Origin of the sequence: Synechococcus sp. CCY9202 (assembly GCF_034931685.1) — a bacterium.
Taxonomy (GTDB): Bacteria; Cyanobacteriota; Cyanobacteriia; order PCC-6307; family Cyanobiaceae; genus CBW1002.
The window spans coordinates 1-17,955 of record NZ_JAYGID010000021.1 but is presented as its reverse complement, the minus strand read 5'-3'; the positions used below and the strand labels follow the sequence as shown (position 1 = coordinate 17,955).

The 17,955-nt window shown below is 67.0% G+C and carries 20 protein-coding genes, 1 tRNA gene and 1 other RNA gene; 8 read left to right on the top strand and 14 right to left on the bottom strand.

Annotated features, from left to right (window positions below):
* The coding region (locus tag VB777_RS02575) for a four-carbon acid sugar kinase family protein (RefSeq protein ID WP_323246903.1) at positions 1-807 on the bottom strand (807 nt) is incomplete at its 3' end.
* Positions 808-821: 14 nt separating this feature from the next.
* On the opposite strand from VB777_RS02575, the gene VB777_RS02570 reads away from it, so the two are divergent.
* Positions 822-2,003 carry an FAD-binding oxidoreductase gene (locus VB777_RS02570; RefSeq protein WP_197159005.1) on the top strand — a complete coding sequence of 394 codons (1,182 nt, stop codon included), beginning with the start codon at positions 822-824 and terminating at the stop codon, positions 2,001-2,003.
* Here the strand turns inward: VB777_RS02570 and VB777_RS02565 are convergent.
* On the bottom strand, positions 2,000-2,893 hold the full coding sequence (locus tag VB777_RS02565; protein ID WP_323246901.1) for a galactose mutarotase: 894 nt from the start codon (positions 2,891-2,893) through the stop codon (positions 2,000-2,002). The genes VB777_RS02570 and VB777_RS02565 overlap by 4 nt on opposite strands.
* Positions 2,874-3,836 (bottom strand): alpha/beta fold hydrolase, encoded by a 963-nt coding sequence (locus tag VB777_RS02560; protein ID WP_416223855.1) that lies wholly within the window; start codon positions 3,834-3,836, stop codon positions 2,874-2,876. The genes VB777_RS02565 and VB777_RS02560 overlap by 20 nt, the downstream gene beginning before the upstream one ends.
* A 79-nt stretch (positions 3,837-3,915) precedes the next feature.
* Here VB777_RS02560 and VB777_RS02555 point away from each other — a divergent pair, with 79 nt between their 5' ends.
* Positions 3,916-4,269: a hypothetical protein gene (locus tag VB777_RS02555; protein ID WP_370594797.1), complete on the top strand. Its 354-nt coding sequence runs from the start codon at positions 3,916-3,918 to the stop codon at positions 4,267-4,269.
* 20 nt (positions 4,270-4,289) lie between these two features.
* On the opposite strand, the gene VB777_RS02550 is transcribed toward VB777_RS02555, so the two are convergent.
* A complete protein-coding gene (locus VB777_RS02550) occupies positions 4,290-4,823 on the bottom strand; it encodes a methyltransferase family protein (protein ID WP_323246899.1) in 534 nt (177 codons plus the stop codon).
* 33 nt (positions 4,824-4,856) lie between these two features.
* Positions 4,857-6,194 carry a cation:proton antiporter gene (locus tag VB777_RS02545; RefSeq protein WP_197158068.1) on the bottom strand — a complete coding sequence of 446 codons (1,338 nt, stop codon included), beginning with the start codon at positions 6,192-6,194 and terminating at the stop codon, positions 4,857-4,859.
* A 181-nt stretch (positions 6,195-6,375) separates the two neighbouring features.
* Between VB777_RS02545 and VB777_RS02540 the strand changes: the two genes are divergently transcribed.
* The gene (locus tag VB777_RS02540; RefSeq protein ID WP_197171165.1) at positions 6,376-8,898 is read left to right on the top strand and encodes a glycogen/starch/alpha-glucan phosphorylase; all 2,523 of its coding nucleotides are present in this window, start codon (positions 6,376-6,378) and stop codon (positions 8,896-8,898) included.
* A gap of 29 nt (positions 8,899-8,927) precedes the next feature.
* Here the strand turns inward: VB777_RS02540 and VB777_RS02535 are convergent, their stop codons facing one another.
* Positions 8,928-9,392, bottom strand: coding sequence for a hypothetical protein (locus tag VB777_RS02535; protein ID WP_197158072.1), 465 nt, complete (start codon positions 9,390-9,392; stop codon positions 8,928-8,930).
* Positions 9,393-9,468: 76 nt separating this feature from the next.
* On the bottom strand, positions 9,469-9,807 hold the full coding sequence (locus VB777_RS02530) for a hypothetical protein (protein ID WP_197158074.1): 339 nt from the start codon (positions 9,805-9,807) through the stop codon (positions 9,469-9,471).
* A gap of 214 nt (positions 9,808-10,021) precedes the next feature.
* Here VB777_RS02530 and VB777_RS02525 point away from each other — a divergent pair, with 214 nt between their 5' ends.
* Positions 10,022-10,534 carry a hypothetical protein gene (locus VB777_RS02525; protein ID WP_197158075.1) on the top strand — a complete coding sequence of 171 codons (513 nt, stop codon included), beginning with the start codon at positions 10,022-10,024 and terminating at the stop codon, positions 10,532-10,534.
* Positions 10,535-10,929: 395 nt separating this feature from the next.
* Here the strand turns inward: VB777_RS02525 and VB777_RS02520 are convergent, their stop codons facing one another.
* From VB777_RS02520 to VB777_RS02510, 3 genes are read right to left on the bottom strand one after another with little or no spacing between them, the layout of a single operon-like run.
* Positions 10,930-11,748, bottom strand: a complete 819-nt coding sequence (locus tag VB777_RS02520; protein WP_197158077.1) for an ABC transporter permease — start codon at positions 11,746-11,748, stop codon at positions 10,930-10,932.
* Positions 11,745-12,470 carry an ABC transporter ATP-binding protein gene (locus tag VB777_RS02515; RefSeq protein ID WP_323246896.1) on the bottom strand — a complete coding sequence of 242 codons (726 nt, stop codon included), beginning with the start codon at positions 12,468-12,470 and terminating at the stop codon, positions 11,745-11,747. The genes VB777_RS02520 and VB777_RS02515 overlap by 4 nt, the downstream gene beginning before the upstream one ends.
* The gene (locus VB777_RS02510) at positions 12,467-13,441 is read right to left on the bottom strand and encodes a hypothetical protein (protein ID WP_197171164.1); all 975 of its coding nucleotides are present in this window, start codon (positions 13,439-13,441) and stop codon (positions 12,467-12,469) included. The genes VB777_RS02515 and VB777_RS02510 overlap by 4 nt, the downstream gene beginning before the upstream one ends.
* Positions 13,442-13,555: 114 nt before the next feature.
* Between VB777_RS02510 and VB777_RS02505 the strand changes: the two genes are divergently transcribed.
* Positions 13,556-13,759, top strand: coding sequence for a hypothetical protein (locus VB777_RS02505; RefSeq protein WP_197158083.1), 204 nt, complete (start codon positions 13,556-13,558; stop codon positions 13,757-13,759).
* On the opposite strand, the gene VB777_RS02500 is transcribed toward VB777_RS02505, so the two are convergent.
* The 3 genes from VB777_RS02500 to VB777_RS02490 all read right to left on the bottom strand — a co-directional run bounded on the left by VB777_RS02500 (position 13,734) and on the right by VB777_RS02490 (position 15,607).
* Positions 13,734-14,426, bottom strand: a complete 693-nt coding sequence (locus VB777_RS02500) for a hypothetical protein (protein ID WP_323246894.1) — start codon at positions 14,424-14,426, stop codon at positions 13,734-13,736. The genes VB777_RS02505 and VB777_RS02500 overlap by 26 nt on opposite strands.
* 204 nt (positions 14,427-14,630) lie before the next feature.
* On the bottom strand, positions 14,631-15,434 hold the full coding sequence (locus tag VB777_RS02495; RefSeq protein ID WP_197158085.1) for a prohibitin family protein: 804 nt from the start codon (positions 15,432-15,434) through the stop codon (positions 14,631-14,633).
* A 99-nt stretch (positions 15,435-15,533) separates the two neighbouring features.
* Positions 15,534-15,607: transfer RNA gene (locus VB777_RS02490), tRNA-Arg, on the bottom strand.
* A gap of 68 nt (positions 15,608-15,675) precedes the next feature.
* Here VB777_RS02490 and rnpB point away from each other — a divergent pair.
* Both rnpB and rnc read left to right on the top strand, forming a co-directional pair.
* Positions 15,676-16,092, top strand: an RNA gene (gene rnpB, locus VB777_RS02485) — RNase P RNA component class A.
* Positions 16,093-16,129: 37 nt separating this feature from the next.
* Entirely contained in the window at positions 16,130-16,921 is a 792-nt protein-coding gene (gene rnc / locus VB777_RS02480; RefSeq protein WP_323246891.1) for a ribonuclease III, read from the top strand.
* Between the two features lie 72 nt (positions 16,922-16,993).
* Here rnc and VB777_RS02475 read toward each other — a convergent pair whose 3' ends face one another.
* Positions 16,994-17,173 (bottom strand): NAD(P)H dehydrogenase subunit NdhS, encoded by a 180-nt coding sequence (locus VB777_RS02475; RefSeq protein WP_197158089.1) that lies wholly within the window; start codon positions 17,171-17,173, stop codon positions 16,994-16,996.
* A 66-nt stretch (positions 17,174-17,239) separates the two neighbouring features.
* Between VB777_RS02475 and rimM the strand changes: the two genes are divergently transcribed.
* On the top strand, positions 17,240-17,782 hold the full coding sequence (gene rimM / locus VB777_RS02470; protein ID WP_197171156.1) for a ribosome maturation factor RimM: 543 nt from the start codon (positions 17,240-17,242) through the stop codon (positions 17,780-17,782).
* The last annotated feature ends 173 nt before the right edge of the window (positions 17,783-17,955 follow it).

The window sequence follows — 17,955 nt, the reverse complement described above, 5'->3', positions numbered from 1 at the left end:
CAGTGGCGGCGGCGGCAGCTCCGCCAGGCCGTTCAGCAGGCTGGCGGCGGACTGGAACAGGAACCGCCGCGGCCGGCCCCATCGCTCTGCGGCGGCTGGAGCCGTGAGCTGCCGCAGCGCGGCTCCCAGGGCCAGCAGGTGCTGCGGCCGCTCCGCATCCACCACCACCACCGGATTCCCCTGGAACGCCGCCAGCTTCCGCAGCAGGGCCTGGTCTCCTCCATGTCCAGCACCATCCGCCGCCGCCTCCAGCTCCCGCCAGCCGATGCGCTCCACCTGATCGGCGCGGATCCGCCCGGCGCTCTTCTCCTCCACCCAGGCCGGCAGGTCGCTGGTGCCGTAGCCGAACAGGCCATCGCGGGCGAAGGCCGTGCGGTGCACCGGTTCCCCATGCAGGAGATGCACCCCATCCACCGTGGTGCGTCCCCCCGGCAGGAAGGCGGGTGCCAGAACCGTGGCATCGAAGGGACCCAGTTCCGCCGCGATCACCTCCACCTCCAGGGGGAAATGGCTGCGCAGGGTGGAATCGCCTCGGCTCACGATCAGCCAGGCACCGATCCGGCCGGCAGCCACCGCCTCCTCCAGCAGCGGCCGCAGGCAGCGGCAGAGCTGCCGCACCCGCTGCCGCGCCGCCTCGGGATCAAGGGCGCGGGTGTTGGCCAGCAGAAACAGCAGCGGCGCGGGATGGGCCAGCGCGGCCCGCAGGGTCCCGGCGTCCCAGCGCAGCAGCAGGGGGCAGCTGTGCACCGTCTGGGATCCGGTGGGATCGTCGTCGAGCACAACGATCTTCAGGGGTGCGTCCGCCATGGCACCATCGTGCCGTGATCAGTCCTGAGCCCCACGAGCTGCCCGATCTGGTGCGGGATCTGCATCAGCGGGCCTTGCCGTGGCTGCCGGCGGGCCAGGCCAGCCGGCTGACCTGGGGGCCAGCGGTGGAGCCGGGCAGCACGGTGCTGAGCTGCCGGCGGCTGAACCGGGTGCTGGAGCACAACCCCGGCGATTTCACCATCACCGTGCAGGCCGGCACACCACTGGTGGAGGTGCAGGAGGCACTCAACCACCACCGGCAGTGGCTGGCTGTCGACTCCCCCTGGGGCCGAGGCTCGTCCGGCTCGATCGGGGGCCTGGTGGCCCGCGGCCTGGCCGGTGGCTTCCGCCACCGCTACCTCGGCATCCGCGACCAATTGATCGGCATCGGCCTGCTACGGGCCGATGGGGTAGCAGCCAGGGCCGGCGGCAAGGTCGTGAAGAACGTGGCCGGCTACGACCTGATGCGGTTGTTCTGCGGCAGCTGGGGCTCCCTCGGCCTGATCACCGAACTCACCCTGCGCACCCTGCCCCTGCCGCCCCAGCGCCGCGGGCTCTGGATCCAGGGTGATCTGGCAGCCCTGGGGCGGCTGAGCCGCTGGCTGCTGCGCTCCAGCCTCACCCCCGAGCGGGTCGACTGGTGGAGCGGCCCCCTGGCCGCCCAGGCCGGCCTGGCGGATCAACCGCTGCTGCTGCTCAGCCTGGCCAGCGTCAGCCCCCAGACCCTGGAGGAACAGATCGCCTGCCTGGGCGAGCAGGCCCTGCAGGCCGGCCCGCTGCACTGCCAGCCCCTCGATGGCGAACGGCTCGAGGCCCTGCAGGCGATCGGACAGGGCCAGACCACCGCCGAACCGGCCTGGCTGCTGCGGCTGGGTGTGAAGCCCGGACAGGCCGAGCAGCTCCTGGCTGCCCCCTGCCTGCGGCAGCTGCCCCTGGTGCTGGGCGCCGGCAGCGGACTCGGCCTGGCCTGGGCCGCACCAGACGCGTGCCTGCCCGCCTATCGGGTCGAGGAGCTGCGCCGCCTCTGCAAGGAGCTGGGCGGCTACCTCACGGTGCTGCTGCAACCAACCGGCGCCGGCCTGGCCGCCTGGGAAGACGCCCCCTCCCGCCCCCTGATCGAAGCGGTGAAGCGCCAGTTCGACCCCAGACAGCTGCTGGCCCGCGGCCGCCTGCCGGGAGTGAGGCCCCTGACTTAGGAACGGGCCGGCTGCACCACGTAGCGGCAGCGCAGCGTCTGGGAGGTGCCGGGCTCCAGCTCCAGCCGCCGCTGGGAGGCCGGATGGCCGGGCTCCAGGGCACCGCGCTCCGCCGTCCAGGGCTCCAGGCAGACCATCGCTCGCGGCGGATCGCTCCACACCACCGCCAGATCGAAAGGCGGCTCGGTCTCCAGCAGCACCTCCGGCGCGCCGCCGCCGGGGTGGAGCGTCACCGGCCCGGCGGGATGGGCCAACAGATCCACCCCGGCCGCCAGCCGGTCGAGCAGGGCCTCGGTGCTGGCCTCGGCGCCGGCCGCCTGGTCGCGGCAACGGGGCGGCAGGCCCGTGAGGCTCGCCTGCGAAAGGACCGGCACCGCCAGGTAGGGGTGCAACCCGAAGGCGAAGGGCATGGGCGGATCCAGGGGCCCACCCGTGTGGGTGACCGTGGCCTCGATCGCCAGGGCTCCCGGTTGCAACCGCAGCTCCAACGCCAGCCGGAAGGAGAAGGGATAGTGGGCTCGGGTGGTGCTGGGTCCATCCTCCAGGGTGAGGCGAACACCGCAGCCTTCCGGCAGGGGATCCAGCGTCCAGGGCAGATCGCGGGCGAAGCCATGCTGCGAAAGCGGGTAACGCCCCTGGGGCAGCACCAGTTCGTTGCCGGCCAGATTGCCGCAGATGGGAAACAGCACCGGCATCCCTCCCCGCACCGACAGGGCGGGATCGGCGAACCGTTCCGCGTCGAAGTAGAGGATCTCGCGGCCGCCCCAGGGCCCATGGCAGAGCCAGCCGGTCAGCAGGCCGCCCCGTTCGGGTACCAGGCGCAGGGCATCGCCGCTGATCGGGTCGGTGAGGAGCCAGTGGGGATAGGGCTCAGAGCACGGGCGCAGCATCCGGCCGGGGATCCGCGGGCATCCCGACCGTAGGCGGAGTCTGCGCTGCCGGCAGCGCGGCCAGCCACGCGAGCAGGGCCCGGTTCACCTGATCGGGCACCTCATCGTGGGGGCAATGGCCGGCCTCCAGCACCACCTCACTGGTGGCCGCCGGCGCGTGGCGCTGGAAGGCGGCGCGGCGACCGGCGGCGTTGATCCAGGGATCGCGGATGCCCCAGAGCAGCAGCAGCGGTGCCTCCAGCTGGGCGAACAGCTCGTCCAGCGGCTGACCGCGGGGGATGTCGAACACGGTGCGGAACACCCCGAAGGCACCGGGATCGAGCGACGGGCGCCGGATCGCTTCGACCAGCTCCTCATCGACGTTGGTGCGATCCACATACACCTGCCGCAGGGTGCGGCGGATCGTGGAGGGTCGCCGCAGATTCTCGAACAGCAGGCGCTGCAGCACCGGGCTGCGCAGCAGGGCGCCGCCGATGGTGCGGCGGGCGATCGCCCCCCAGCCGGCGGGCGGAATCTGCTCGTCGCTGAAGGGCCCGGCCGCATTCAGGAGCACCACGCCAGCGGCCTGATCCCCCAGGGCCGCTCCGGCCGCCAAGGCCGCGAATCCACCCAGGGAGTTTCCCACCAGCACGGTGGGGCGTCCGATGCGCTCCTGCACGTAGGCGCAGAGCTGGTCGCGCCAGAGGGCGCCGCCATACTCCGGCCCGGCCGGTTTGGCACTGCGGCCGAAGCCCAGCAGATCGATGGCATGCACCTCGTGGTGCTCCGCCAGCACCGGGATGTTGTGGCGCCAGTGATCGGTGGAAGCCCCGAAGCCATGCACCAGCAGGATCGCCGGCCCCAGCGGCCTGGCTGGAGAGCGGCGCAGGCAGTGGATCGCATGGCCGCGGAACGACCAGGGCGGCGGGCAGGACCGTATGGGTTCGGCCGGAGAGAACACCACGGCAAGGCGTTGGGTGGTCGATGCTAGGCAGCACCGACGGGCTCACGCTCTGCCTGTCTCTCCCCGGATTGCCTGCCCGTTGCACTCCTTCCTTGCGCCGATCCCCCTCGCCGCCGCGGTGTTCAGCCCAGGACTCGACTGGGGTGGCCTGCTGCCCGGCATCGCCCTCTGGGCCCTGGCCCTCTATCTTCCGCTCAGCCGGCCCCTGGCCCGGTTGGAGCAGGCCCTGGCGGAGGGTCCCCTGGGCGAGATGGCGCAACAGGTTCTGCTCGCCCTCAGCAGCCTGCTCCTGGCCCTGGCGGTGGGCCTGCTCACGGAACTGGGGCTGGGCTGGGCACTGGGACCCAGCTGGGCCACGAGCCTCGGTCTGATGGGCGTGCTCGCCGGCCTGTTCTGGACCCTGGCCAGCCGTCGCGATGAACCCAGATCCTGAGCTGAGGGCGAAGGCCGGGATCAGCGCCAGTCCAGCCAGGCCAGATGCGGCACGATCGCTGCGGTCGAGGCGCGGTAAGCGGCGTAATCCGGATGGATGCCGAGAAGCTGACGCTCCTCTCGGCGGGCCTTGCCGCCCAGCACGGCGACGAGGCCAAGCAGCAGGGCCAGATGTAACAGGCTGCCCAGGGCCACGGTCACGCCGAGGGAACAGAGCAACACGGCCTGATACATCGGATGGCGGCAGCGGGCGTAGGCGCCGCTGATCATCAGGGCGGCGCCGGGGATGGGATCAGGCAGGGGGCTGAGGCTGGATCCCAGCCACCAGAAGGCCTGGGCCGCCAGGGCCAGGCCCAGCACGAACAGGGCCCAGCCCAGCAGTTCCACGGGCCAGGGCCAGACCCATCCGAAACGTGCCAGCGGGGGCCAGGCCGGCAGAGCATGGGCGGCTATCAGGATCAGCTGAGCCACCAGCCACCACTCACCGCGGCGGTTATCGAGCCAGCCGCCCCAACTGAGGCCCCAGTTCCGCACGACCGGCGGCTTCTCAACCATGGGACCAGGACCGAGCTTCTGCTCGCTTGGGATTCAGGCTGGCTGCTCAGCCGGTTCTGGTTTGCCGGCGAGCACAAAGCGCAGCAGGATCGGAGCCAGGAAGGTGGTGCCGATCACCATCAACAGGATGGCTGCATCGAGGGCGGGAGTGAGCAAACCGGCCTGAGTACCGAGTCCCAGGAAGATCAGACCGACCTCTCCACGGGGCATCATGCCGATGCCCACCACCAGGCGATTGGTCTTCTCCTTGCTGAAGTAGCTCCAGCCGGAGGCCAACTTGCCAATGATCGCCACCGTGAGCAGGAAAGCTGCCACGATCAGGCCCTCGCGATTTTCAGGATTCATCGGGTTGAGCACAGAAAGATCCATGCCCGTGCCGATCAGCACAAAGAAGATGGTGGCGAACAGGGCCACCAGCGGCTTCACCGTTTCCTGGATGGCATGGGTGTGCTTGGAGCTGCTCAGGATCAGGCCGGCCGCGAACGCTCCAAGAGCTGCTTCCAGGCCGATCGCCTGGGCCGCGAAGCACGAGAGGGAGAGCACCACAAAGGAGGCCACCACCACTTCTCCAGGGGCCTTGAGCTGATCCAGCACCCAGTCGAACAGCGGAGCAGCGGTGCGGCTGAGGAACAGGGCCGCTGCCACGAACACACCAGCGGCCACCACAAGCTTGAGGATCGGGCCGATCGAGAGGGTGCCGCCACCGGCCACGGCCACCACCACCGCCAGGATGACGATGCCGAGGATGTCGTCCAGGACGGCGGCGCCGATCACCGTCTGCCCCTCGCGGGTCTTGAGGTACTTGAGTTCGCCGAACACACTGGCGGTGATGCCGATGCTCGTGGCGGTCATGGCCGCGCCGGCGAAGACCGCCGGGATCAACGGGACATGGAAGAAGTAGAGCAGGCCAGCAGTGCCGAGGGCGAAAGGCAACACAACGCCGGTCACAGCCACCGTGGTGGCCTGCATCCCCACAGCCACGAGTTCATCAAGCTCGCTTTCCAGGCCGGTGAGGAAGAGCAGGGCATAGAGACCGATCTGGGAGACGGCCGCGAGATTGGGGAAGGTCTCCGCGTAGATCTCCCGCACCTGCTCGGGGCTCACCTCAGCCAGAGAGCTGAGCAGGTTCACGCCGAAATTCCCCAGCTGCGCGTGGGTTTCGGGAGGCACGATCAGGTGCAGACCCGACACACCGATCAGCACACCGGCAACCAGCTCGCCAAGAATCGTGGGCAATTGCAGCCGCACCATCAGCTCGGCCAGGGCTCTGGCGGCCACAAAGATCACCAGGAAACGGCCGACGGCGATCAAGGTTTCCGCCACCTCCATCTGGTGGTTGCCGATCTCGATCAGCAGCGGTGGGAAAGGCATGGAAGGACTGAAGTGGCGCGACGTTAAGTCGAATACCGAGGGATGTGGGTTTGCGGATCTCTACCGGACCATCAGGGCTGGCTATGGCAGTCATCGCTACCGTCGAACCGGCTGACCTGTGTCAGGTCCTGTGGACCTCGGCCATGCCCGCCACCCGGTCGTCCTTCCCCGGCAGCCCCCCATGACCGAGCACCAGCCCCTCACTCTGCGCCTGCCGACCCCGGGCTGTTACGCCGATCCCGATCGCAGCGGCCTCACCGCTGACGACGTGTTCGACGGCATGACCGAGCACCTCTTCTACACGCTCGGCAAGCTCGCCCCCTCGGCCAGCCGCCATGACCTCTACATGGCCCTGAGCTACGCGGTGCGCGACCGGCTGATGACCCGCTACCTGGCCGGCATCGAGGCGATCGTCGCCAGTCCCGCCCGGGTGGTGGCCTATCTCTCCGCCGAGTTCCTGGTGGGCCCCCAGCTCGGCAACAACCTGCTGATGCTCGGCATCCGGGAGGAAGCCGCCGAGGCCCTGCGTCGCTTCGGCATCAACGACTTCGAAGACATCCTGGAGGTGGAGGAGGAGCCAGGCCTCGGCAACGGTGGCCTCGGCCGCCTGGCGGCCTGCTTCCTCGAATCGCTCGCCTCCCTGGAGATTCCCGCCACCGGCTACGGCATTCGCTACGAATTCGGCATCTTCGACCAGCTCATCCGAGATGGCTGGCAGGTCGAAATCACCGACAAATGGCTCAAGGGCGGCTGGCCCTGGGAGATTCCCCATCCCGATCAGGCCTGCTTCGTCGGTTTCGGTGGCCACACCGAGAACTACCGCGACACCAACGGCTGCCTCCGGGTCCGCTGGGTGCCCGAGGAAACCGCGATCGGCGTCCCCCACGATGTTCCCGTTCTGGGTTATCGCGTCAACACCTGCGATCGCCTGCGTCTCTGGCGCGCCGAAGCCACTGAGACCTTCGATTTCTACGCTTTCAACATCGGCGACTATTACGGGGCCGTGGAGGAGAAGGTCGGTTCAGAGAATCTCTCCAAGGTGCTCTATCCCAACGACGGCACCGATGAGGGCCGCCGTCTTCGCTTGAAACAGCAGCACTTCTTTGTCAGCTGCTCCCTGCAGGACATGCTGCGCTCCCTTGAGGTCCGCGCCATTCCTATCCAGGAGTTTCCCTCCCACTGGGCCGTGCAGCTCAATGACACCCATCCCGCCATCGCCGTGGCGGAGCTGATGCGCCTGCTGCTGGATGAGAAGCATCTCGAGTGGGAAGAGGCCTGGCGCATCACCAGCCAGTCGTTGTCCTATACCAACCACACCCTCTTGCCGGAGGCCCTGGAGAAATGGGGCATTGAACTGTTTGGTTCGCTTCTGCCCCGCCACCTTCAACTGATCTACGAGATCAACCGCCGCTTCATTCAGCAGGTGCGCCTGCGCTATCCCGGCGACAATGAAATCCTTCGCCGAGTTTCGATCATCGACGAGGATGGTCCCAAGGCCGTGCGCATGGCCCATCTCGCCACGGTGGCCTCCCACCACGTCAATGGCGTGGCAAAGTTGCACAGCAGTCTGGTGAAGACCCAGCTGTTCCCGGATTTCGCTGCCCTCTGGCCCGAGAAGTTCACCAATGTCACCAATGGCGTCACCCCACGACGCTGGGTGGCGCTCTCCAATCCCCTGCTCTCGGGTCTGATCACCGAGGCGATTGGCGAAGGCTGGATCCGTGACTTCAGCCGTATCCAGGAGCTCGAGGCCTTTTCGGGCGACGCCGGCTTCCTGGAGCGCTGGGGTGCAACCAAGCTGGCGGTGAAACATCACCTGGCTAATTATATTCACCGCCACACAGGAGTGCTGGTGGATCCAGCCTCTATGTTCGACGTGCAGGTGAAGCGAATTCATGAGTACAAGCGCCAGCATCTCAATGCTCTGCAGGTGATTGCTCTGTATCTGCGCATCAAGAACGGCACCGCTGGGGGCGAGGCTCCGCGCACTGTCATCTTCGGTGGCAAGGCGGCGCCGGGCTACTACATGGCAAAGCTGATCATCCGCTTCCTCAGCGCCATTGCTGAGACTGTGAATGCCGATCCCGACATGCAGGGACGTCTGCGGGTGATCTTCCTGCCCAATTACAATGTTAAGCTTGGCGAAAAGGTCTATCCAGCCGCTGATCTTTCCGAGCAGATCTCCACCGCTGGCAAGGAAGCTTCTGGTACTGGCAATATGAAATTCGCCATGAATGGTGCCCTGACGATCGGCACCTTGGATGGCGCCAATGTGGAAATTCGCGAGCGTGTTGGGGCTGCAAACTTCTTCCTTTTCGGCAAGACCACCGAGGACCTGGCCGATCTTCATGAACGTGGCTACCGCCCCTGGGAGCTGGTGAACGACATTGCCGAACTGCCTGAAGTTCTGCGTCTCGTGGAGCAGGGGCACTTCAGCAGCGGTGACACCGACCTGTTCCGCCCCTTGCTGCAGAATCTCACCGGTCGCGATCCTTTCTTCGTGCTCGCTGACTTTGACGCTTACCTCAAGGCCCAGGCTGCGGTGAGCCAGGCTTGGTCTGATCCAGGCGGCTGGAACCGCATGGCCCTGCTCAATGTGGCCCGTAGCGGCTATTTCTCTTCGGATCGCTCTGTTGATGAATATGCCGAAAAGATCTGGAAAGCGCAGCCTTTTCCAGTCAGAATCAGCTGTGAACTGGACTGAACGCCTGGAGCCAAGCAGAATCCTGTCGCTCAGCCCCGGTGGTCGGGCAGGTCGGGGGTCTGATGAAGCAAACGATTCAGCCGCAGCCGATCGGCATTGAGCGGGTCTGGAGCCAGCTCACCGGCCAGTTCGCGGAACTTGCGCTCCACCTCCTCAGGTACGCGCACATCAAAGATGCGCTCCATGAGGGCCTCAATCGAGAACAGATGGGCATTGATGTTCTCCAGATCAGCCATGGCCTGCTGGATGGCTTCGTTTTCGGCCACTGGTGCTGTGCCACCACCAGCCTCAACGGCCGGGGCCACAGGGGGCTCCAGATCGCCGTATTGCTTCTGAAGGTCTTCGAGCACCCGGCCCGCCAGGGTGCGGAACGACTGCAGGGCCGCCCAGTTCAGCTCCTGCTGCTGGCGCAGGGTTGGATTCTCGCGGATCAATCGGTCGTGTTCCCGATAGAAACGCTGGCAATCAGGGCATTGGCAGGGCTCGTCCGGCACCGCACTCCCCAGGTCTCATCAACGCCCATCATGGCACTGCACCGCCAAAGCGGACGAGTCCAGCCTGGAAGCAGGCTCAGGCCGAGGGCAGTTCCCCAGCACCCCAGTCCCCCAGGGGGCCGTCGTCGATCTCGAGATCGGCCATACCGGGCAGCGGAATCTCGATCGACGACACCACGTGGATCACGTCGCGCAGCCGCATTGAATCAGCGAACCAACCCATCGCCTGCTCCACATCACCGCGGCGCTCGGCATCAGTGGCCTGGTCTTCATGGGCCTCGGCCAGTAACGCCAGCCAGCAGAGGCAGCGAGCCTGCACGATCGAGAGATCCAGCTCGTCGGGTTGGGAAGCGGCGATCCTTTCGCTTTCCTGCTGTACGAGAAGGCGCAGGCGCAGGTCGTGGAGCTGGGTCATGGGTGCGACGCACGACTCAGAACACGCTAGCCCCGGTGCCAGGAAACATCCAGTGCGCTACCTGTAGTGGTTGCTACGACTGATGCAGGCAGCGCTGGTGGCGGCGCCACTGCCTCGAACTGAGTTCCTCTCGATGCGCTGCGCCAAGGGGTGGACCCGCTTCCGAACGCTGGCCGTCCTGGCGATCCTGAAGCTGGACTTGGGATACGCGTGAATGACCGGGCCAGAGCTTTCCCGCCCCCTGATGGCGGCCCTGGCCTGTGCCCTCGGCTGGCTGGGGTGGAGTGTGGTGATCGGGTGGATCGGGCACCGCCTGCCCCTGTCGCTGCTGCGCCAAGACAATCTTCTGACCCGGCCCCGCCCCTGGGGGGAAATGGCTGGAACGTACGAGAAGCGGCTGGGAATTCGGCACTGGAAAGGCTGGCTGCCTGATGCGGGCAACGCGTTTCCGGGGGGGGTTCGCAAGGCCAGCCTGGTGAGCCGCGATCCGCTTCGGCTGGAGCGCCTGATCGCCGAAACCCGCCGTGCCGAACTGGTGCACCTGAGCGTGTGGCCCTTCTGGCTGGCCACGCTGGGCTGGATGCCGCCCTGGGGGGTCCTGATCAATCTGCTGTTCGCTACCGCGTTCAACCTTCCCTGCATCTGGTTGCAGCGGTTCAATCGCCTGCGTCTTCAGAACGCCCTGGCGCATGTCGCTCGGACCTCTGAGAGCCCCTTCAGGCCTTAAAACGGAAGATCTCTGCACCATTGCATTGCCTGTCCAATGGCCTGATCAAGCTGTTCGATGACTCTGCGCCAGGCCGGCCTGTGCTGACACTCACCCATCAGGCTCCGCCCGCCGACCCAGGGAAGAACAGAGAGCATGGGCAGCCGGAAGATTGGCGGCGGCCCATTGACCCTCTGGGAAGGCATCGTGATGCACAAGATAGCCCCCCTGTTCGTTCCGAACAATCGAGCAGCGTTCGTACATCGCCACCAGAAAACCGCAGCTAGATCCCTCCGCTCCGCTCTGGTTCGTCGTGTTGCGAGCCATGGCGATCACAACCTTTTTGTCTACAATCGGACCGACAAACCAGGAGCTGGCACAGGCGGGTCATTTCTTCATGCCCACCGCCACGCTGATCAGGTGCGAGGGCGCAGGGATGAGAGGCGATCCAGACGCAGTTGATGGTCCTGGCTGGTGAGGCTGCGGTAGCCCAGCAAGACCACCCCGAACACCCCGAGCGCAGTGGCGGCGGAGATCATGAACAGGATGACGATCTGGTAGCGAACGGCGGCCGCAGGGGCCGCACCTTCCAGGATCTGACCTGTCATCATGCCGGGCAGGCTGACCAGGCCCATCACCATCATTGAATTGATCGTGGGGATCATGGCGATGCGAATCGCATCCCGCACCACCGCGTTGCAGGCCTCCCAGCGGGTGCCACCCAGGGCCAGCCAGGCCTCCACCTGTTCCCGCTGGCTCAGCAGCCCCTCCATGAGGCGATCCAGGCCGAGGGAGATGCCGTTGAGGGTATTGCCCAGCACCATGCCCAGCAGAGGAATCAGGTACTGGGGCGTGAACCAGGGCTCAGGCTGGATGATCGCCACGATCGCCAGACCGGTGACCAGGGCCGAGGAGCCCATCACAGAAACCAGGCTGTTGCGATAGATCCCGGCGAAGCGCCGCCGTGTGCGCTGCACAGCCGAGATGCCGGCGATCAGGGCCATGACCAGAGCCAGCAACAGGATGGCCGGCGCATTGTCCTGGTGGAACAGCCACTCCAGCACCGATCCCACCAGGAGCAGCTGAACCACCATGCGGGTGGAGGCGATCAGCAGCGTGCGGCCCAGGCCCAGCCGTAGAAAGGCGGACAGGGCCACATTGACCAGGATCAGCAGGGTCGCCAGGGCGAGGCGGCCGTCGCTGATGCTGAGGGCTCCGGTGGTGATCGGCGTCATACGGTCAGATCCAGGCGGCGATTCCCGAAGCGGCGCAGCTGGTCGCCGTCGTGACTGGTGATCATGCAGGCCCGATCGCCCCCCTCCAGCCAGCCGGCCAGCAGGCTCTCCACCGCCTCCGTGGAGGCCGGATCCAGGGAGGCGGTGGGCTCATCGAGCAGAAGGATGTCGGGCTCGAGCTGCAAGGCACGCAGCAGATTGAGCAACTGTCCTTCACCTCCGGAGAGCCGCTCGGCGTCCAGGTCGAGAAAGGCCCTGTCACGTCCCAGGGTCTCCAACCAGCCCTCGAGGATGTCGGGCCGCCAGCGGCGTTCCTGATGGACGGCCAGCTGAAACACGGCCTGGAGGTTGTCTCGAACCGTGCCAGGGAACAGCACCGGCCGCTGGGCCAGATAGATCAGGCAAGATCGCCACACGGGCAGGCCCCAGGCAACAGGAGTGCGGCCCCGCAGCCAGAGCCTGCCCTGCTGCAGCGGATCCAGCAGGGCCAGGCTGCGCAGCAGCAGGGTCTTGCCGGCACCGGAAGGCGCCACCAGGGCCAGGCGATCACCGGGCTGCAGCTCCAGCTCCAGATCCCGCCAGAGCCAGCGTGAGCCCAGCTGGTGGAACAGCCCCTCTGCCCGCAGGAGCAAGGTGTCGTCCGTTCCCATGCCCCGTCCTGCTGGGTGGTGATGCGCCGGCCGCAACCCCTCGATGCTCGCGCCTGAGGATGGGTGGGTCACCCGTCCGTCCGCAGGGTTGCAGCCCCGCTGGAGCAGGCCACGATCGGGGCCGCGCGAACCGCCAGCATCACGCCCAGCAGGACCAGCCCCGTGCCCAGCAGCACCGGCGGGCCCAGCGGTTCCGCCAGCACCACCGCCGCACTGACGACTGAAACGGCAATGGTCAGGGATCCGACGATGGCCACGGTGGCCACGCTGAAGCGTTGGTAGCAGAGGCGCAGGCTCCACTCACTGCCCAGCACCACCGTGAGGGCATACAGCCCGATCACCCCCGCCACCCACCACAGCTGCAGATGCATGAAGTGCTCCGGGCCGTAGAGCACCAGACCGATTCCCAGAAAGATCGACGCCGCCAGCAACGACGGCAGACCGGTGGTGAGGCCGATGCCGAGGCCTTCCCGGCCCAGCTGCCTGGCCGTGACAGCACTGCAAGAGAAGCCTCCCACACCCACAATCCCCCAGGCCAGGCCCGACACCCGGCCCATCGCCATCGCTGCCCCGCTGCCCAGGGAGGCCAGGACCAGCCCAAGGGCGATCACTCCGGTGGTGAGCCAGAAGCGGCGGGGCAGCGGCTCGCCCAGCCACAGCACCGACAGCAGCGCCGAAGCCGGCAGCACCAAAGTGAACACCAGGGTCTTCTCGATCACCGCCAGGGCCTCGATGGCCATGTAGCTGCCGAGGGGCCCCACCAGGCTCCCAGCCAGCATGTCGAGACCGAGAAGCTGCCACTGGCGCCGCTCCAGCCGGGGCAACTGCTGGCGGAGAGTCTGGTGGTCGGCCACCACCAGACTGGTGCCCACCACCACCAGGGCGAAGAAGAACAGGTTGCAGGCACTGATCGTGTTGAGGCCATCCACCGGATGGCGGGCGCCTTGGATCTGCAGCGCCCGCACGATGGTGCTCTCGAGACCCTTCAGCACGACATAGGCCAGCAGTGCCACCATGGCGATGCGGTCCACAAGCAGCCCCAAGCATCGTGCCGGTGGCAGCAGCCAGCAACCGACTTCTCGGTAGCCTCACCGCCATCGCCCTGACCAGCTGGGATGGGGTGGCGGCGGTCATGGCGGCACATCGAATCCCGGCATGTGAGCTTCTATGAAAGTTCCGGCTTGCTGCTGGCGGCGGCGGTGCAGGGCAACCAGACGCTTGCCCTGATCGTGGAGCTCAGCGGGGAAGGAGAAACCTGGTTGGATGTGCTGCGCTTTCAGCTGGAGCCAGGGTCTGACGGCCAGATCCTGGTGGATCGGACCTCCAGGACGCCGATCAAACGCCGGCGCTGCCGAAGCTGACACCGTCGCCGGCCTCATGGATCCCCGGCGCAGGCGCTGACTGGAGGTGCAGGGTCGGTGGGGTGGATTCAAGGCGCCAGAGCTGGCGATGGGGGCGGAGCAGCTCCTGTCCCACGATGGCCTTCACCCCCAGGGACTGGAACACCGGGTTGGTCGTGAGGATGACCTGCACCGGTGCGGCTGGCCTCCGGCCGGTGAGGCTGGGCCCCTGAACCCGCGTCATGCTGGCCGGTTGCTCGCCGCAGAAGCCCGCTACACGCAGAGTCTGACTGGGTCCGAGGGCCGGCAGCACCCCTGCCAGCTCCGGCGAAACGAACAACCCTTCGGCGCCGGTGTCGGCCAGGGCCTCCACCATGCCGGCGCGACTGCCGGTGGCCAGGGACAGCAGCGGCACGCCGCGGTGCCAGCGGAGGGGGATCGTTGCCTCGCCTTCGGCCCCGGAACTCCTGGGCGACGCCTGATCATCTGAGGCCCGGTCCGCGGCTTGCAGGGCACGGCGGCCGAAGGCCATGACGCCGCCGAGGGGATCGATCCAGAGCGGCAACTGGCGCAGCTGCGGAGCCCCCAGCACGCCGTCCACGTCCGGCGGCAGGCCACCGACCGGCAGCACCAGAGCCTCGACGCCGCTGAGGCTGAGAAGTCCCCCTGCCTTGAGAGTCTGCGTCAACAGGTTCAGCGGCGGCAGGGACGTGCGCCGCGGCCTCAGAGTGTCGCAACCCTTGCCGGCACCGGCAAGGCCGAAGTCGGCTGGTGGGATGGGGGTGCTGGGCCACCGAGCCTGCCAGGATTCCGGGCTTCAGCGCAGGGCCCTGGAGCTGGATCAGGGCCGCAATCGCCCCCAGCAACGAGGCCAGGCCCGCCGCCGGCAGCATCACCGGCGGCCCTGCACGATCACTGGCGGGGTGCCGCCTGAGGCACCGGGCAGGGCCGGCACCACGGAGGTCTGCCCGTCCCACTTGTCGAGGAAGAGCTTGTAGAGCACCTGGTCATCCAGGCTCTTGTTGAGGATCTCGTAGCGGAGGGCCTCCTGCTCGGCGATCTTCACCTCGGTCTGGGAGCGCAGCAGCCGCTGATCCGCGATCTGCTTCTGCTCGATGGCGGCGCGGTATTCCTCGGCGATCTGCAGGCCGGTGAGATCCAGGCCCTGCACCGTCACGTAATCGAACTTCTTCAGTTCCTCCGCCACCTTGTCCTGTACCAGTTCGGAGATGCTGTTCCACTCGGTGGCGATCGTGACCAGCTCGTACTGGGAGAACACCGACTTGAGCGCCTTCAGCAGCGAGGGCTGAATCACCCGCGGGTAGATCTGCTGATTGTCGGTGGCGATCGTTTCGAACACCCGGCCCGCTTCGCTGGGTCGGATCGCGTACTTCATCGTGGCCGTGGCCTCGATCACCTGCAGGTCTTTGGTCAGGGTGGAGAACTGCTCCGGTCTCACCTGGGTGCGCACATCAAAGAACGACGTGGCCTGAATCAAGGGAATCTTCAGGTTGGGGCCGGGTCGTCGCTCCCCGCCGGTCACCCGGCCCAGAGTCGTCACCACGGCCACGTTGCCGGCGGGAACGATGAAAATCGTCTGGCTCAGGAGGATCAGCAGGGCCACAATCCCCGCCACGACCAGCTGAAGTGCTGTGCCGAACCCATCACCACCGGCCGGTCGCATGGAACCTTGCATGAAGACCTTGATTGCCTGGGTGAACGCAAACCCTAGGCAGCCGGAGAGGGCGGTCCCGGCATGGCGGCAGCCCACAATCACGGCGGGCCAGGTCCTGGACGGGGCTGGCGGGACTCGAACCCACGACCTACGGTTTAGGAAACCGTCGCTCTATCCGGCTGAGCTACAGCCCCAGGGGGGTGACCTGGGAGCTCCATTATCGACATCGCCCCCTGACATGGCTGTGCCTACAGTCGCTGAAGAAAGCAGGCGAGGTGGTCGCGATCGGAGACGCTGTGCCTTTCGGGGTGCGGTGGCGTCCGGTTGAGGAAAGTCCGGGCTCCCCAATGGCCAGGCTTGCTGGGTAACGCCCAGTGCGGGTGACCGTGAGGAGAGTGCCACAGAAACACACCGCCGATGGCCGGTCACCGGGGCAACCCGGCCCGTGCACAGGTAAGGGTGCAAAGGTGCGGTAAGAGCGCACCAGCAGCATCGAGAGGTGCTGGCTCGGTAAACCCCGGCTGGGAGCAAGGCCCAGGGACAACGGTTGGCCATGGCACCCGTCCCGCCCCCAATGCGCCGCTCGAGGCCGCCGGTAACGGCGGTCCCAGACAGATGATCACCCTCCTCGCCCCCGGGCGGTGGAGAACAGAACCCGGCTTATGTCCTGCTTTCTGCCCTTTTCAACACTTTCCTCCAGGTCCTGAGCGCCACGCATGCCTGCGAAGCCCCGGCCGCCTGCCCCGCCGTCGCTCCCGCTGCACCGCCAGAAGCAGCTTCTCGCCTTCCTGCGTCAGCTCGAGCTCGACCCCACCGCTCCCGGTGGACCCGGAGACGATGCCGCCACGCTGGCCCCGATCGATGAAGCCCTGACCCACACCTCCGCCGGTCTGGCGTATCACCACGAGCGGCTGGAGTTTCTCGGTGATGCAGTGCTGCGACTGGCGGCGGCGGAATATCTGCAGCGGGAGCATCCCGATCTGAGCGTGGGTCAGTGCTCAGCCTTGCGCGCCCAGCTGGTGAGCGACCGCTGGCTGGCGGAGCTGGGGGAGCGCTGCGGCCTGGAGGATGTGGTGCGGATCGGCGCCATGGCCGAGGGCGACCTCGCCGGCCGCCGCACCGTCCTGGCCGAAACCTGCGAGGCCCTGATCGGTGGCCTCTACGAAAGCTGGGGAGGGAGTCTTGAGCCTGTGCATCTCTGGCTGGATTCCCACTGGCGGCACACCACTGCTGCGCTGCTTGCTGATCCGGATCAGCACAACTGGAAATCGGCCCTGCAGGAATGGAGCCAGGGCCAGTCCCTGGGCTTGCCCGTCTACCAGTGCCAGGAGCGCAGCCGCCGCCACGCAGACCCACGGCGGTTTGTGTGCCGCGTCAGCCTCGCTGGCTCCACCGCCACCAATGGGGCGGAGGAATCCCTGGGTGAAGGCTGGGGGGGCTCCCGTCGTGAAGCTGAGCAACAGGCCGCCAGGGCCGCTCTGCAGCACATTCGCAGGCAACAGTGCTGAAAGCACTGCCCGCAGGACAGTCAGTGCACGACGCGCAGCGTCAGCAAGGGAGGCACAGGCAAAATGGAAACGTCACTCCTGAGCCAGGGCAGTCAGCGGCATGGTCACGAGCTTGTCCCAGTTGCCGCCTTCAAACAGCACCGCCGCCCGGCTGCCGCTGATCCGCTGCACAAAGCCTCGGTAACCGTTGTAGATCGAGCGGGCGTCGTTCACCACCACAGTGGAGCCGGGCAGGATCGGAAGGTCAGCCATGGAAGAAGCCCGGAGCGGGCCGGCGCGTGGCGTCATTATCGGGGGTTCGGGGGCAGGACACAGGCGATGAGCGAAACCGAGCTGCTCGTGGTGGGCCGGGTGGTGGCCGCCCAGGGCCTGCAGGGGGAGGTGCGGGTGCTGCCCCTGAGCGATTTCCCGGAGCGGTTCACCCGCCCCGGTGCCCGCTGGATGAAGGGTCGCCAGGGCCCACCGCGGCAACTGGTGCTGCAGCGGGGCCGGCAGCTGCCGGGCAAGGAGCTGTTTGTGGTGTGCTTTGAGGGCATCAACAGCCGCGAGGCGGCTGAGGCGCTGGTGGGCGACGAGATGCTGGTGCCCGCCAGCGACCGCCCGCCGCTGGCCGATGGTGAGTTCCATGTGCTCGATCTGGTGGGGCTGGAGGTGCGGCTGCTGCCGGACGGGGAGGTGATCGGCACCGTGCGCGACCTGATCCATGCCGGCAATGACCTGCTGGAGGTGGAACGCACCGCTGGCGGAGACTCGGCGTCCCGCTCCCTCCTGATTCCGTTTGTGGAGGCGATCGTTCCGGAGGTGAACCTCACCGAAGGCTGGATCGGCCTGACCCCGCCCCCCGGCCTGCTCGATCTCTGAGGCGACACCTCATGAGGCTTCAGGGTTGATGCCTCCCCGGTGGCCTCAGGGTTGCCTGAAAGTCACTCCAACCTCGCTCCCGCGAGCTGAACCCCGCCCAACGTCAGCATCCCTCTGATGTCGTAAGCCAGTTCCCGGAGCCCCCGTCGGATCGAGCGGTAGCCGCCGCGCCG